This window comes from Cupriavidus sp. IK-TO18 (assembly GCF_015549295.1).
Lineage (GTDB): Bacteria > Pseudomonadota > Gammaproteobacteria > Burkholderiales > Burkholderiaceae > Cupriavidus > Cupriavidus oxalaticus_A.
Genome location: NZ_JADGMP010000007.1, coordinates 272,732 through 287,301 on the forward strand (window position 1 = coordinate 272,732; position 14,570 = coordinate 287,301).

Sequence of the window (14,570 nt, forward strand, 5' to 3'; positions counted from 1 at the left end):
AGGCGATGCGCAGCCGATGTGGCGTCCAAGGCGGGGGCGGAAAAATCGGTAATAATGCGCAGCAATGCCGCGCCCCCGAACTAAACACACCTGACGGCACCCGTTTGCCGGATCACCCCGGATCACCCCGGATCACCATTTATCACCGCTATGCAAGCCAATTCCCGCGCCTATTTCCTGCTGATCGCCCTGGTTTCCTTCGGCCTGGTCGGCGTTGCGCTCTACCTGCAGTTTGAAAAGGGCTACCAGCCCTGTCCGCTTTGCGTGATGCAGCGCTTTGCGTTTATCGGCATCGGCATCTTCTCGCTGCTCGCCGTGGTGGCGCAGAACACGCGCTCTTTGTGGCAGGGCCTGGGCATGCTGTCCGGCATCGCCGGCATTGCCGTGGCGGTGTATCACGTGTCGCTGTTGCTCAACCCGAAGGCGACCTGCGGCATCGATCCGCTGGAGAACTGGGTCAACGCGCTGCCGACCGCCAAGGTGCTGCCGCAGGTGTTCTACGCCGATGGCCTGTGCGCGGCGCCGCTGCCGCCGGTGCTGGGCCTGTCGGTGCCGGCGTGGTCGCTGATCTGGCTGTTTATCCTGACGCTGACGCTGGCGGTGGGGTTGATCCGGCGGGAGAAGAATTTCCGTTGAGTGGTAAGGGCAAACAAAAACCGGCCTAAGGCGCTGCGCTAAGGCGCCGTTTTTTTACTGCGGGAAGGTTGAAGTCCAGCGGGTTTGCTGCCCTCTCCCACTTCGCGGGAGAGGGCAGCGTCCGCAAGGGGTGTAAGGCTATGCAGGCGCTGTTGGCGTTGAGGGGCTCCTCACGCAATCTGCTCGATTTGCTCCTGTAACTCCAGCCACTTCTCTTCCAGCGTCTCCAGCTCGCCATTGACCTCGCCCTGGCGCTTCAGCATCTCCATCAGCTTCGCCTTGCTGGCTTCGGCATAGCTCGATTCATCGGCCATGAATCGGTCGATCTCCTCCTTGGCGGTTTGCAGCACTGCCATCCGCTTCTCGACCTTCTCCAGCTCCTTCGTCAGCGGCTTGCGCAGCGCCGACAGGCGCTGGCGCTCGTCGGCCTCGGCGCGGCGCTGGTCCTTGCGGTTGATCGTGGCGGCGCCATCGCCGCCATTCTCTGCTAGGTGCGCGGCCGCGGCGGCGTTGCGCTTGGCGGCGGCCTGCTGCAGCAGCCAGTCGCGGTAGTCGTCCAGGTCGCCGTCGAAAGGCTTGATGGTGCCGTCGGCAACCAGCATGAACTGGTCGGCGGTGGCGCGCAGCAGGTGGCGGTCGTGCGAGACCAGGATCAGCGTGCCTTCGAACTGCGCCAGCGCCATGGTCAACGCCTCGCGGGTATCGAGGTCGAGGTGGTTGGTCGGTTCGTCGAGCAGCAGCAGGTTGGGCTTCTGCCAGACGATCAGCGACAGCGCCAGCCGCGCCTTTTCGCCGCCGGAGAAAGGCTCGATCGGCGAGGTGGCCATGTCGCCGCGGAAATTGAAGCTGCCGAGGAAGTCGCGCAGCTCCTGCTCGCGCACGTCGGGCGCGAGCCGCGCGAGGTGCTGCAGCGGCGAGTCGTGGTCGCGCAGCGTCTCGAGCTGGTGCTGGGCGAAGTAGCCGATCTGCAGGCCCTTGCCCAGGCGCAGCGTGCCGGTCAGCGGATCCTGCGTGCCGGCCAGCGTCTTGACCAGCGTCGACTTGCCCTGGCCGTTGGCGCCCAGCAGGCCGATGCGCTGGCCGTTCTGGATCGACAGCGCCAGGTTGTGCAGGATGGTGACCGGCGGCTCGGCCTCGGCGTAGCCGCAATCGACGCCGTCGAGCACCATCATCGGATTGGGCGCGGCGTCGGGCTCGCGGAATTCAAAGGCAAAGCCGGCGGCGACGTGCACCGGCGCGAGCCGCTCCATCTTCTCCAGCGCCTTGACGCGGCTCTGCGCCTGGCGCGCCTTGGTCGCCTTGGCCTTGAAACGCGTAATGAACGACTCCAGGTGCGCGATTTCCTTCTGCTGGCGCACATAGGCGGACTGTTGCTGCGCCATCTGCTGCAGCCGCAGGGTCTCGAACAGCGTGTAGTTGCCGCCGTAGCGGCGCACCTGCTGGTTCTCGATATGCACGGTGACGTTGCAGATCGCATCGAGGAATTCGCGGTCGTGCGAAATCATCACCAGCGTGCCTGGGTAGCGCGCCAGCCAGTCTTCCAGCCAGACGATGGCGTCCAGGTCCAGGTGGTTGGTCGGCTCGTCGAGCAGCAGCAGGTCGGAGGGGCACATCAGCGCCTGCGCCAGGTTCAGGCGCATGCGCCAGCCGCCGGAGAACGACGATACCGGCTGCGTGACCTGGGGCAGCGTAAAGCCGAGGCCGAGCAGCAGCGCCTCGGCGCGCGCGGGGGCGGTGTAGCCGTCGGCGTCGGCATAAGCGGCGTGGGCTTCGCCTTCGGCGGTGCCGTCGCCGCTGGCCTGCGCGGCCGTGATGGCGGCTTCGATCTCGCGCAGCCGGGTGTCGCCGTCGATCACGTACTCGACCGCGCTGCGGCTGACCGCCGGCGTTTCCTGCGCCACATGCGCCACGCGCCATTGGGCCGGCACGCTGACATCCCCGCCGTCCGGATGCAATTCGCCGCGCAGCAGCGCGAACAGCGTCGACTTGCCGCTGCCGTTGGCGCCGACTAGGCCCACGCGCTCGCCCGGGTTGAGCGTCACGCTGGTGTGGTCGAACAGCACCTTGGTGCCGCGCTGGAGGACAAGCTGGTCGATTCGGATCACGTGCGGGGAAACTTCTGAACGGGGTACTGGCAACTACGCGGAAAAGCCGGCCAAGGCGGGTTGGCGGCGCTGGCCGGCATTGTAGCGTTTCCGGTGCGGGGCATGCCCGCGAATGGCGAAACACCAGAAATGCCAGGGCATTGCGCACCGCCCCGGTGCCCCGCATGGCGGCGGGTCCTAGGGATTACCCTCGAACTGCGAAAACTCTATTTTCTTTGTGGGTGGGTTGCGTGTAAATTCATTTTCATTCGTTTTTCAGGATGTAACCGGCAACGTCGCCCATGCGCATGCCGTCCCGACCCGACATGACCCAAGGCCATTCGATCTCCGACCGCATCGCGCGCAGCCTGCCCACGCTGACGCCGGCGCACCGCCGCATGGCGGAATACGTGCTGGCCAACCTGTTCCGCGCGGCCACGATGCGCATCGACGAGTTTGCCGCGGCGGTGGACGTGTCGGTGGCCACCGCCAACCGCTTCGCGCGGGCGCTGGGCTTCGACGGCTATCCGCAATTCCGTACCGAGCTGGTGCGCGGCTTTGAGGCCACGCTGGCGCCGGTCGAGCGGCTGCGCAGCGAACTGGAGCGGCCCGCCACCGTGGCCGAAGTGTTCGCCGCCTCGCTCGAGGATGCGGCCGCCAATGCCGAAGCCACCCGGCGCGGCATCGACGCGCAGGCGTGCGAGCGCGCGGTCGCGGCGATCCTGGGTGCGCAGCGCGTCTACGTGGCGGGCTTCGGCGCCAGCGGCTTCCTGGCCGGCCTGCTGCAGCACGGGCTGGAAATGCATTGCCGCATGGTGACCTCGGTCGCCGGCGCCGGCGGCGCCTCGCACGCGGCGCGCCAGCTGTTCAAGCTGCAGCCGAGCGACCTGCTGATCGTGATTGCCTTCCCGCGCTATGTGACCGACAGCATCGAACTGGCGGAGCGCGTCAAGGCGCACGGCGGCCGGGTGCTGGCGCTGACCGACGGGCCGACCTCGCCGCTGGCGCCGCTGGCCGATATCGCGCTGTACGCGCAGGCCGCCAACCGGCTCTCGGCCAACTCCGACGCGACCGTGCTGGCGCTGATCGAAGCGCTGTGCGGCGCGGTCGCGCATCGCGCCGAGCGGCCGGTCAAGGCCGCCGCCGAAATGACCGAATTCCTGCTGCCGTGGCTCTATGGCGCGCCAGGCGCGGACCGCGCCGGCCGTGCCGGGCCAGCCGAGCCGCAGGCTACCGAAGAGCAGGCGGCGGGCACCACGCGCCGCCGCGCCTCCAACCTCAAGAAGCCCTGAGCTATCCCATGCAACAAGCAGTCATTGCCATCCACGGCGGCGCCGGCACCATCACCCGCGAGGCGATGGATCCCGCGCGCGAACGCGAATACACGGAAGCGCTGGAACACGTGCTGCGGGCCGGCCAGCGCATCCTGGCCAACGGCGGCAGCGCGCTCGACGCGGTGACCGAAGCCGTGCGCCTGCTGGAGGAATGTCCGCTGTTCAACGCGGGCAAGGGCGCCGTGCTGACCCACGCCGGCACCTATGAACTCGACGCGGCCGTGATGGACGGCGCCACCCGCGATGCCGGCGCGGTCGCCTGCGTCACGCGGCTGCGCAATCCGGTGCTGGCGGCGCGCGCGGTGCTCGACCACAGCGAGCATGTGCTGTTTGCCGGCACAGGCGCCGAAGAATTCGCCGCCGCCCAGGGGCTGGAGCTGGTGGAGCAGGACTACTACTTCACGCAGGCACGCCATGAGCAATGGCAGCGCGCCCGCGGTACCGCCGGCATGGCGCTGCTCGACCATGATGCCGCCGCACTGGCGGCACGCAACAACCCGGCCGACCCGATCGACCCCGACAGCAAGTTCGGCACCGTCGGCGCGGTGGCATGCGACAGCCGTGGCAACCTCGCCGCGGCAACTTCCACCGGCGGCGTGACCAACAAGCGGGTGGGGCGCGTCGGCGATACCCCCGTGATCGGTGCGGGCTGCTATGCCGACGACGTGGTGGCGGTGTCGGCCACCGGCACCGGCGAGATGTTTATCCGCACCGTGGCCGCTCACGATGTCTCGGCGCAGATGCGCTATGCCGGCCTGCCGCTGGAGGAATCGGCACGGCGCGTGGTGATGGAAAAGCTGGTCGCCATCGAAGGCCGCGGCGGCCTGATTGCGGTAGACCGCGACGGCAACGTCACGCTGCCGTTCAACACCGAAGGCATGTACCGCGGCTTTGCCCGCGTGGGCGAGGCCGTCAGCGTCTCGATCTACGGCTGACCCGCGCCGCACCGGCAAGTCTCAGCACTCGCAGCAAACAAGGAGTACCTAGTGGCCACTACCCCTGCGCAATCGCGCGCTTCCGCCTCCGGCATCATCCTGCCGCCCGAGCGCGTCGTCTCGGTCGACGGCCTGAGCGTGCGCTTTGCCACGTCCGAACGTACCGTCGAGGCCGTGCGCAACCTGTCGTTCCATGTCGACCGCGGCGAGACGCTGGCGGTGGTGGGCGAGTCGGGCTCGGGCAAGTCGGTCACGTCGCTGGCGCTGATGCGGCTGGTCGAGCATGGCGGCGGCAAGATCGCCAGCGGCAGCATGCTGCTGCGCCGGCGCGGCGGCGAGGTGATCGACCTGGCGCGCGCGGATAACGCGACCCTGCGCAGCGTGCGCGGCGCCGACGTGGCGATGATCTTCCAGGAGCCGATGACCTCGCTCAACCCGGTGTTCCCGGTGGGCGAGCAGATCGCCGAATCGATCCGGCTGCACCAGGGCAAGAGCCGCGCCGCGGCGCGCGCCGAAGCGCTGCGCATGCTGGAGCTGGTGCGCATCCCCGAGGCGCGCCGCGTGCTGGAGCGCTATCCGCACCAGCTCTCCGGCGGCATGCGCCAGCGCGTGATGATCGCGATGGCGCTGTCATGCAAGCCGGCGCTGCTGATCGCCGACGAGCCCACTACCGCGCTGGACGTGACCATCCAGGCCGAGATCCTGCAACTGGTGCGCAGCCTGCAGGCCGAGATGCACATGGGCGTGGTCTTCATCACCCACGACATGGGTGTGGTGGCCGAGGTGGCCGATCGCGTGCTGGTGATGTACCGCGGCGAGAAGGTGGAAGAGGGAAGTTCCGACGACGTGTTCCGCGCGCCGGCGCATCCGTACACGCGCGCACTGCTGTCGGCCGTGCCGCGCCTGGGCGCCATGAGCGGCACCGACCTCCCGGCCAAGTTCCCGCTGCTGCGGCTGGACAGCGCCAGGGCGGAGCAGGCCGCGCCGCAGGACACGGTCAAGCCCGGCATCGCGCCGATCCTGCGCGTGCAGGACCTGGTCACGCGTTTCGACGTGCCCGGCGGCCTGTTCGGCCGTGTCACGCGCCGCGTGCATGCGGTGGAGAAGGTCAGCTTCGATCTCTACCCCGGCGAAACGCTGGCACTGGTGGGCGAGTCCGGCTGCGGCAAGTCCACCACGGGGCGTTCGCTGCTGCGCCTGGTGGAAAGCCAGAGCGGCACCATCGAGTTCAACGGCCAGAACATCAGCAAGCTGGAAGGGCCGGCGCTGCAGACGCTGCGCCGCAATATCCAGTTCATCTTCCAGGACCCGTTCGCGTCGCTCGATCCGCGCGTGCCGGTGGGCTATTCGATCATGGAGCCGCTGCTGGTGCACAAGGCGGCCAGCGGCAAGGAGGCCGAGCAGCGCGTGGCCTGGCTGCTCGACAAGGTGGGGCTGGATCCGTCGCACGCGGCGCGCTATCCGCACGAGTTCTCCGGCGGCCAGCGCCAGCGCATCTGCATTGCGCGCGCGCTGGCGCTGAACCCCAAGGTGGTGGTGGCCGACGAGTCGGTGTCGGCGCTGGACGTGTCGATCCAGGCGCAGATCGTCAACCTGATGCTCGACCTGCAGCGCGAGCTGGGCATCGCCTTCCTGTTTATCTCGCACGACATGGCGGTGGTCGAGCGCGTCAGCCACCGCGTGGCGGTGATGTACCTGGGCCAGATCGTCGAGATCGGCCCGCGCCGCGCGATCTTCGAGAACCCGCAGCACCCGTACACGCGCAAGCTGATGTCGGCGGTGCCGATCGCCGATCCGGCGCGGCGCCACCTGCGGCGCGAGCCGCTGAACGATGAGATTCCCAGCCCGATCCGCGCGGTCGGCGACGAGCCGGTGGTGCAGCCGCTGGTGCAGGTCGCCGGCAGCGGCGCGCTTGGCCACTATGTCGCCCGGCATGCCGTCGGCGGCGCCTATTGAAGTCCTGGAAATAACGAAGCTACCAAGGAGAATCGACGATGTCTGCACGTATGGTTTCGCCCCGATGGATGGCCGGCGCCTTTGCCGCCGGCACGCTCGGCATGCTGGCCGCCGCGCCGGCCTTCGCGGCCAAGGATGCGGTGATGGCGGTGTATTCCACCTTCACCACGCTGGACCCGTACGACGCCAACGACACGCTGTCGCAGGCAGCCAGCAAGTCCTTCTACCAGGGCCTGTTCGGCATGGACAAGGACATGAAGCTGGTCAACGTGCTGGCCGACAGCTATGACGTCAGCAAGGATGGCCTGGTCTACACCATCAAGCTGAAGAAGGGCATCAAGTTCCACGACGGCACTACCTTCGATGCCGCCGCCGTCAAGGCCAACCTGGACCGCGTCACCAACCCGGCCAACAAGCTCAAGCGCTATACGCTGTTCAACCGTGTCGCCAAGACCGACGTGGTCGATGCCAATACCGTCAAGGTCACGCTGAAGGAGCCGTTCTCGCCGTTCATCAACGTGCTGGGGCATCCGTCGGCGGTGATGATCTCGCCGGCCGCGCTGCAGAAGTACGGCAAGGAAATTGCCTTCCATCCGGTCGGCACCGGCCCGTTCGAGTTCGTCGAATGGAAGCAACCCGATCACCTGAAGGGCAAGAAGTTCGCCGGCTACTGGAAGACCGGCTACCCGAAGATCGATTCCATCACCTGGAAGCCGGTGGTCGACAACAACACCCGCGCCGCCATCATGCAGACCGGCGAGGCGGACTTTGCCTTCAGCATCCCGTTCGAGCAGGCCGCGGTGCTGAAGAGCAGCGCCAAGGTCGATCTGATCTCGTCGCCGTCGATCATCCAGCGCTACCTGAGCCTGAATACCACGGTCAAGCCGTTCAACGACCCGAAGGTGCGCCAGGCCATCAACTACGCCATCAACAAGGACGCACTCGCCAAGGTGGCGTTCGCCGGCTATGCCGTGCCGGCCGAAGGCGTGGTGCCCCCGGGCGTGGACTTTGCCGAGAAGCTGGGCCCGTGGCCGTATGACCCGGCCAAGGCGCGCGCGCTGCTGAAGGAAGCCGGCTACCCGAACGGCTTCGAGACCACGCTGTGGTCGGCGTACAACCACACCACCGCGCAGAAGGTGATCCAGTTCGTGCAGCAGCAGCTGCAGCAGGTCGGCATCAAGGCGCAGGTGCAGGCGCTGGAAGCGGGCCAGCGCGTCGAAAAGGTCGAGAGCGTGCAGAAGCCGGAAGACGCCGGCGTGCGCATCTACTACGTGGGCTGGTCGTCGTCGACCGGTGAATCGGACTGGGCGCTGCGTCCGCTGCTGGCTTCCGAGTCGATGCCGCCCAAGCTGCTGAACACCGCCTACTACAAGAACGACCAGGTCGATGCGGATATCGCCGGCGCGCTGCGCACCACCGACCGCAGCGAGAAGGCCCGCCTGTACAAGGACGCCCAGGAACGCATCTGGAAGGATGCGCCGTGGGCCTTCCTGGTGACGGAGAAGGTGCTGTTCGCGCGCAGCAAGCGGCTGACCGGGGCGTATGTGATGCCGGACGGGTCGTTTAATTTTGATGAGATTGATATCAAGCAGTGAGGGGTGTGAGGGCAGGCGCTTGCAGCACCGCGAAGCCGCGCTCTGCCACAACCCACCCAACCTAGCAGTAAAGCAGTAAGCCGATGGTGGCCGCCTGCCCGCGTCGCGGGGTCGCAGGCAGGTGGCCTGCGGCCTTTCTTCATGGTGTGCAATGCTGAACTACTTCCTCAAACGAGTGCTGGGCGTGATCCCCACGCTGCTGATCGTGGCAGTGCTGGTGTTCCTGTTCGTCCACCTGCTGCCGGGCGATCCCGCGCGGCTGGCGGCGGGCCCCGAGGCCGACTCGGCTACGGTCGAGCTGGTGCGCAAGGACCTGGGCCTGGACCGGCCGCTGCCCGAGCAGTTCGTCAACTTTTTCTCCAATGCGATCCGCGGCGAGTTCGGCAATTCGCTGCGCACCAAGCGCCCGGTGAGCGAAGAGATCGGCGACCGCTTCATGCCCACGCTGCTGCTGACGGTGGCGTCGATGGCGTGGGCGGTGATGTTCGGCATGGTGATCGGCATCGGCTCGGCGGTATGGCGTAACCGCTGGCCGGACCGGCTGGGCATGACGCTGGCGGTCTCGGGCATCTCCTTCCCGGCCTTTGCGCTCGGCATGCTGCTGATGGAGGTGTTCTCCGTGCAGTTGGGCTGGCTGCCGTCGATCGGCGCCGACACCTGGAAACACTACGTGCTGCCGTCGATCACGCTCGGCGCCGCGGTGGCGGCGGTGATGGCGCGCTTTACCCGCGCCTCGTTCGTCGAGGTGCTGCAGGAAGACTTTATCCGCACCGCCCGCGCCAAGGGCGTGCGCGAGACGGCGGTGGTGGCCAAGCATGGCCTGCGCAACGCGATGATCCCGGTGGTGACGATGATGGGCCTGCAGTTCGGCTTCCTGCTGGGCGGCTCGATCGTGGTCGAGAAAGTGTTCAACTGGCCCGGCCTCGGCCGCCTGCTGGTCGATGCCGTCGAGATGCGCGACTACCCGGTGATCCAGGCCGAGGTGCTGCTGTTCTCGCTCGAATTCATCCTGATCAACCTGGTGGTGGACATGCTCTACACCGTGATCAATCCCACCATCCGCTACAAGTGAGGCCGGCATGACTGAGCTTTCCACGCCCGCCGCAAGCGAAGCGGCACCCGCAACGGCCCCGGTGCCGGAGGCCGTGCGCACGCCCTGGACCGAGTTCTGGCGCAAATTCCGCAAGCAGCACCTGGCGCTCGGCGCCGGCGTGTTCGTGCTGCTGCTGGTGCTGGTCGCCGTCCTGGCGCCGCATATCGTGCCATACGACCCGGAGAATTTCTTTGACTACGACGCGCTCAACGCCGGCCCGTCGGCTGCGCACTGGATGGGCGTCGATTCGCTCGGGCGCGATATCTTCAGCCGCATCCTGGCCGGGGCGCGCATCTCGCTGGCAGCGGGTTTCCTGTCGGTGATCATCGGCGCGGTGATCGGCACCGTGCTGGGCCTGCTGGCCGGCTACTACGAGGGCTGGTGGGACCGCATCGTGATGCGGATCTCCGACGTGCTGTTCGCCTTCCCGGGCATCCTGCTGGCGATCGGCATCGTCGCCATCCTCGGCAACGGCATGACCAACGTGATCTTTGCCGTGGCGATCTTCAGCATCCCGGCGTTCGCGCGGCTGGTGCGCGGCAATACGCTGATGCTGAAGCGGCTGACTTACGTCGAGGCCGCACGCAGCATCGGCGCGTCGGACTGGACCATCCTGATGCGCCATATCCTGCCGGGCACGGTGTCGTCGATCGTGGTGTATTTCTCGATGCGGATCGGCACCTCGATCATCACCGCGGCCAGCCTGTCGTTCCTGGGGCTGGGCGCGCAGCCGCCCACGCCGGAGTGGGGCGCGATGCTGAACGAGGCCCGCGCGGACATGGTGACCGCGCCGCACGTGGCGATCTTCCCGAGCCTGGCGATCTTCCTGACCGTGCTCGCGTTCAACCTGCTTGGCGACGGCCTGCGCGACGCGCTGGATCCCAAGATCGACCGCCGCTAAAGCCATGCAGACATCGACGCAGGGCGTGCCGCGCATCGGCAATCTGCCGGCGGGACCGCGCGACAGCATCGCCGACGTGCCGGGCGTGACCGTGGGCCACTGCACGCTGGCGCAGGATGCAGTGCAAACGGGCGTCACCGTGATCCGCCCGCATGGCGGCGATGTGTATCGCGACAAGGTGCCCGCTGCGGCTACCGTGCTGAACGGCTTCGGCAAGAGCGTGGGGCTGGTGCAGGTGGAGGAACTGGGCGTGCTGGAGACGCCGGTCGCGTTGACCAACACCTTCTCGGTCGGCGCCGTGGCGCAGGCGCAGATCCGCGCCGCCGTCGCCGCCAACCCGGAGATCGGGCGCGCGTGGCCGACCATCAATCCGCTGGTGTTCGAATGCAATGACGGCTACCTGAACGATATCCAGCGCATGGTGGTGGACGGCAGCCACTATGACGCGGCGCTGGCCGCTGCCGGCCAGGAGGTGGCGCAGGGTGCGATCGGCGCCGGGCGCGGCATGTCGTCGTTCGGCGTCAAGGGCGGCATCGGCACGGCCTCGCGCATGGTGTCGTGCGTCGCGTCGGGCTATTGCGTCGGCGCGCTGGTGCTGGCCAACTTCGGCACGCCGGAATCGCTGACGCTGGCGGGCAAGCTGCTCGGGCCGCAGCTGGTGCAGCGGCTGGCGCAGCCCGACGCTGGGGCACAGCCTGAAAAGGGCTCGATCATCATGGTCGTGGCCACCGACGCGCCGCTGGACGCGCGCCAGCTGCGCCGGCTGTCGCTGCGCGCGGGTGCGGGGCTGGCGCGCACGGGGTCGGTGTTCGGGCATGGCTCGGGTGATATCGCGCTGGCCTTCTCGACCGCCTATACCGTCCCGCACCAGGCGGACCGTGCGATGCCATCGGTCGCCATGCTCCACGAAACGCTGCTCGACCCGCTGTTCCGCGCCGCCGCGGACAGTGTCGAGCAGGCCATCGTCCATGCGCTCTGGCATGCGGCGACGGTGCAGGGCCGCGACGGCCATGCCCGCCGCGCCTTGCTGGAGGCCATGCCAGAACTGCGCCAGTCGGCCTGATGAAGATCCTGATTTCCACCGATATCGAAGGCGTCGCCGGCGTCTTCCACGCCGAGCAGACCCGCCCCGGCAACGGCGAGTACGAACGCGCCCGCGCCTGGATGACCGCCGAGGCCAATGCCGCCGTCGCCGGCGCCTTTGCCGGCGGCGCCACCGAAGTGCTGGTCAACGACTCGCATGGCGGCTTCCGCAACCTGTTGCCAGACCAGCTCGACCCGCGCGCGCGGCTGGTGCTCGGCAAGCCGCGCTACCTCGGCATGATGGCCGGCATCGAGGACGGCGCCGACGGCGTGCTGATGATCGGCTACCACGGCCGCGCGCAGAGCCGCGGCGTGCTGGCGCACACCATCAACAGCAGCGCCTTTGCCCGGGTCTGGCTCAACGGCATGGAACTGGGCGAGGCGGGACTCTACGGCGCGATGGCCGGGGAGCTGGGCGTGCCGGTGCTGATGGCCAGCGGCGACGATGTCTTCGTGCACGAGACCCGGCCGCTGATGCCGTGGGTGCGCTTTGCCGAGACCAAGCGCGCCGGCGGCTTCGGCAGCGGCACCACGCTGTCGCCGGCGGCGGCGCGCGAGGCGATCCAGGCGGCCGCGGCCGACGGCGTGCGCGCCGCGGCACAGGCGCAATGCCTGCGGCTCGACACGCCGGCCGACGCGCGGGTGAGTGCCCGGCTGCAGACCCTGACGCCGGCGCATGCCGACCTGTTTTGCCAGTGGCCGACGCTGGAGCGCCTGGACGGCGTGACCCTGGGCTTCCACGCCGATTCCGTGCAGGCCGCCGTGCGCATGCTCAACTGCCTGTCGGCGATGTCGTTCATGCTGAAGTAGCGCCTGCTCGGCAGCGGATCGTGCGGATCGCGCGGATCGGCGACAATAGCGGGTCCGCAGCCAACCCAGCCAACCGGCGCTACGCATTCGCATGACCCAGGCACACGACGGGGGCTGGATCCCCGTACGCAAGGACTTCGTCGACGTGGACACCCGCTGCCAGGCGCGCGGCAACAGCCGCCGGCACCACGGTTTCCCGCACGGGCAGGCCTATATCCTGCGCGACGCCGCCGGGCACGAGTACCCGTTCGGCGAGGACTGCGCCCGCGCCGCGGTGGCGCATCCCGGGTTGCTGCTGCAGGTGCCGGACTACACCGAGCGCGACGTGGTGCCCCGCACAGCCTTGCCCGATCCTGTCCCCGCCGGCGCCCGGCGCGGAGGGGGCGGACGGCGCGGCGCGGCGGAAACCGCGGCGGCCGAGCGCCTGGCCGCCATCCGCTACCTCGTGCTGCGCATGGAAAAAGTGGCCGCCGTGCCTCGCGTGCAGCCCACCGTGCGCTTTCCCGCGCTGGACCCCGTCTACGAGCAATACCTGCGCACCGGCGACGTGGCCACCGCGCAGGTGCGCCGGATCCTGGCAATCGAGCGTGCGCCCAGCACGCCGCCGCGGCTGCGCGCCACCAACCTGCTCGACGTCTATACCGCCCACGTCAAGCTGGAGCGCCTGATCGCCGCGTCCAACAGCGTCGACAACATCCGCTTCCTGCGCGGCCTGCACGACTGGCTGGCGCGCCACCTGGTGCTGACCGCCGGCCAGCTGGCCGCGGCAGGGATCGAGATGCATCCGCAGGCCTTCACCTCGCCCGGCATCTGGGGCGCGGGGACGGAAGCGGCCGGCCCGGCAGTCCCGGCACACTCGGCGCCGGCCGACCCGAACGGCTCGCTGTTCTAGCCACGGCTGGCAGAACCGGCGGAAAAGGCGTCTAATCTCCAGCATCGCCATCCGCCGGTGACGCCATGAGCCCTTTTTCGCGCAGCTACGCCGAAGCCCGCCAGAAATTCCTCGATGCCGCGCGCGCGGCCGGGGCCGACCTGGCGCAGTTCCCGCATCCGACCCGCCGCGGCAGCGCCGGCGAGGACCTGGCGATCGACGTGGCGCAGGTGGGCGCGCCCGGTGCGCGGCAGTGCCTGATGGTGACGTCCGGCACCCATGGCGCCGAGGGCTTCGCCGGCTCCGGCGCGCAGATTGCGATGCTGAACGACACCGCGCTGCTGGCCGATTGCGCCGCGGCCGGCACCAGCCTGCTGCTGGTCCATGCCATCAATCCCTACGGTTTCTCGCACCTGCGCCGGGTCAACGAAGACAACGTCGACCTGAACCGCAACTTCATGGATTTCTCGCAGCCGCTGCCGCACAACGGGCCCTATGCGGAGATCGCGCCGCTGCTGCTGCCGGCGCAATGGCCGCCGTCGGACGCCGACCAGGCGCAGCTGATGAAGACCGTCGCCGAGCGCGGCATGGCGTGGTACCAGGCCGCGCTGAGCGGCGGCCAGTACCAGGACCCGGACGGCATGTTCTTCGGCGGCAACAAGGCGACCTGGAGCAACTACACGCTGTGCCGCATCCTGGCGCGCTTCGGCGCCGGGCGCGGGGCGCTGCGCTGGATCGACGTGCACACCGGCCTGGGGCCGTGGGGCTACGGCGAGCCGATCCACATGGGCCCGGACACGCCCGAGTCGCTGACGCGCACGCGCGCGATCTGGGGCAGCCGGGTGACGTCGATCTATGATGGCTCGTCGACCTCGGCCAACCTGACCGGGCTGGCCTGGCATGCGGTGCCGCAGACGCTGCCGGGGATCGACTATGCCGGCATCGCGCTGGAGTTCGGCACGCTGCCGGTGGGCGAGGTGCTGGACGCGCTGCGCGGCGACCACTGGCTGCACCAGCACCCCGAGGCGGACGAGAACCAGCGCGCGCTGGTGCGCCGGGCGATGTGGCAGGCCTTCTACGGCGATGCCGACGACTGGCGCGACGGCGTGGTGGCGCAGGTGACCGACGCCGTGCGCAGCACGCTGGCCGCGGCTTGATCGTGGCTAGAGCGCGGCCGGATGGCACTCAGCCTGCGCATTCGAAATCCTTCACTACAGGGCGTAAGCCGCTTCTGGTAATGTCTCGGACTTGGCTGTAGAGTGCCGCCAAAGG

12 protein-coding genes are annotated in these 14,570 nt (G+C 68.5%); 11 read left to right on the plus strand and 1 reads right to left on the minus strand.

Features of this window, described 5'->3' with window-relative positions:
• Positions 1-150 precede the first annotated feature (150 nt).
• Positions 151-636, plus strand: a complete 486-nt coding sequence (locus IPF36_RS06620) for a disulfide bond formation protein B (protein WP_029045809.1) — start codon at positions 151-153, stop codon at positions 634-636.
• Positions 637-806: 170 nt separating this feature from the next.
• Here IPF36_RS06620 and IPF36_RS06625 read toward each other — a convergent pair whose 3' ends face one another.
• Positions 807-2,741, minus strand: coding sequence for an ATP-binding cassette domain-containing protein (locus IPF36_RS06625; RefSeq protein ID WP_135705401.1), 1,935 nt, complete (start codon positions 2,739-2,741; stop codon positions 807-809).
• A gap of 305 nt (positions 2,742-3,046) precedes the next feature.
• On the opposite strand from IPF36_RS06625, the gene IPF36_RS06630 reads away from it, so the two are divergent.
• The 10 genes from IPF36_RS06630 to IPF36_RS06675 all read left to right on the plus strand — a co-directional run bounded on the left by IPF36_RS06630 (position 3,047) and on the right by IPF36_RS06675 (position 14,455).
• Positions 3,047-4,012 (plus strand): MurR/RpiR family transcriptional regulator, encoded by a 966-nt coding sequence (locus IPF36_RS06630; protein WP_133096352.1) that lies wholly within the window; start codon positions 3,047-3,049, stop codon positions 4,010-4,012.
• 8 nt (positions 4,013-4,020) lie between these two features.
• Complete coding sequence (locus tag IPF36_RS06635) at positions 4,021-4,989, plus strand: isoaspartyl peptidase/L-asparaginase family protein (RefSeq protein WP_133096351.1); 969 nt, start codon at positions 4,021-4,023, stop codon at positions 4,987-4,989.
• Positions 4,990-5,040: 51 nt separating this feature from the next.
• A complete protein-coding gene (locus IPF36_RS06640) occupies positions 5,041-6,945 on the plus strand; it encodes a dipeptide ABC transporter ATP-binding protein (protein ID WP_135705399.1) in 1,905 nt (634 codons plus the stop codon).
• Between the two features lie 38 nt (positions 6,946-6,983).
• A complete protein-coding gene (gene gsiB, locus IPF36_RS06645; RefSeq protein ID WP_133096349.1) occupies positions 6,984-8,540 on the plus strand; it encodes a glutathione ABC transporter substrate-binding protein GsiB in 1,557 nt (518 codons plus the stop codon).
• A gap of 151 nt (positions 8,541-8,691) precedes the next feature.
• Positions 8,692-9,612, plus strand: a complete 921-nt coding sequence (gene gsiC / locus IPF36_RS06650) for a glutathione ABC transporter permease GsiC (protein WP_195427614.1) — start codon at positions 8,692-8,694, stop codon at positions 9,610-9,612.
• A 7-nt stretch (positions 9,613-9,619) separates the two neighbouring features.
• Complete coding sequence (gsiD, locus tag IPF36_RS06655; RefSeq protein WP_063237910.1) at positions 9,620-10,534, plus strand: glutathione ABC transporter permease GsiD; 915 nt, start codon at positions 9,620-9,622, stop codon at positions 10,532-10,534.
• Positions 10,535-10,538: 4 nt separating this feature from the next.
• The gene (locus IPF36_RS06660) at positions 10,539-11,597 is read left to right on the plus strand and encodes a P1 family peptidase (protein WP_135705398.1); all 1,059 of its coding nucleotides are present in this window, start codon (positions 10,539-10,541) and stop codon (positions 11,595-11,597) included.
• Positions 11,597-12,427 carry a M55 family metallopeptidase gene (locus tag IPF36_RS06665; RefSeq protein WP_135705397.1) on the plus strand — a complete coding sequence of 277 codons (831 nt, stop codon included), beginning with the start codon at positions 11,597-11,599 and terminating at the stop codon, positions 12,425-12,427. The genes IPF36_RS06660 and IPF36_RS06665 overlap by 1 nt, the downstream gene beginning before the upstream one ends.
• Positions 12,428-12,518: 91 nt before the next feature.
• Positions 12,519-13,319, plus strand: a complete 801-nt coding sequence (locus IPF36_RS06670; RefSeq protein ID WP_195427615.1) for a hypothetical protein — start codon at positions 12,519-12,521, stop codon at positions 13,317-13,319.
• A 65-nt stretch (positions 13,320-13,384) separates the two neighbouring features.
• Entirely contained in the window at positions 13,385-14,455 is a 1,071-nt protein-coding gene (locus IPF36_RS06675; protein ID WP_135705395.1) for a M14 family metallopeptidase, read from the plus strand.
• Positions 14,456-14,570 lie beyond the last annotated feature (115 nt).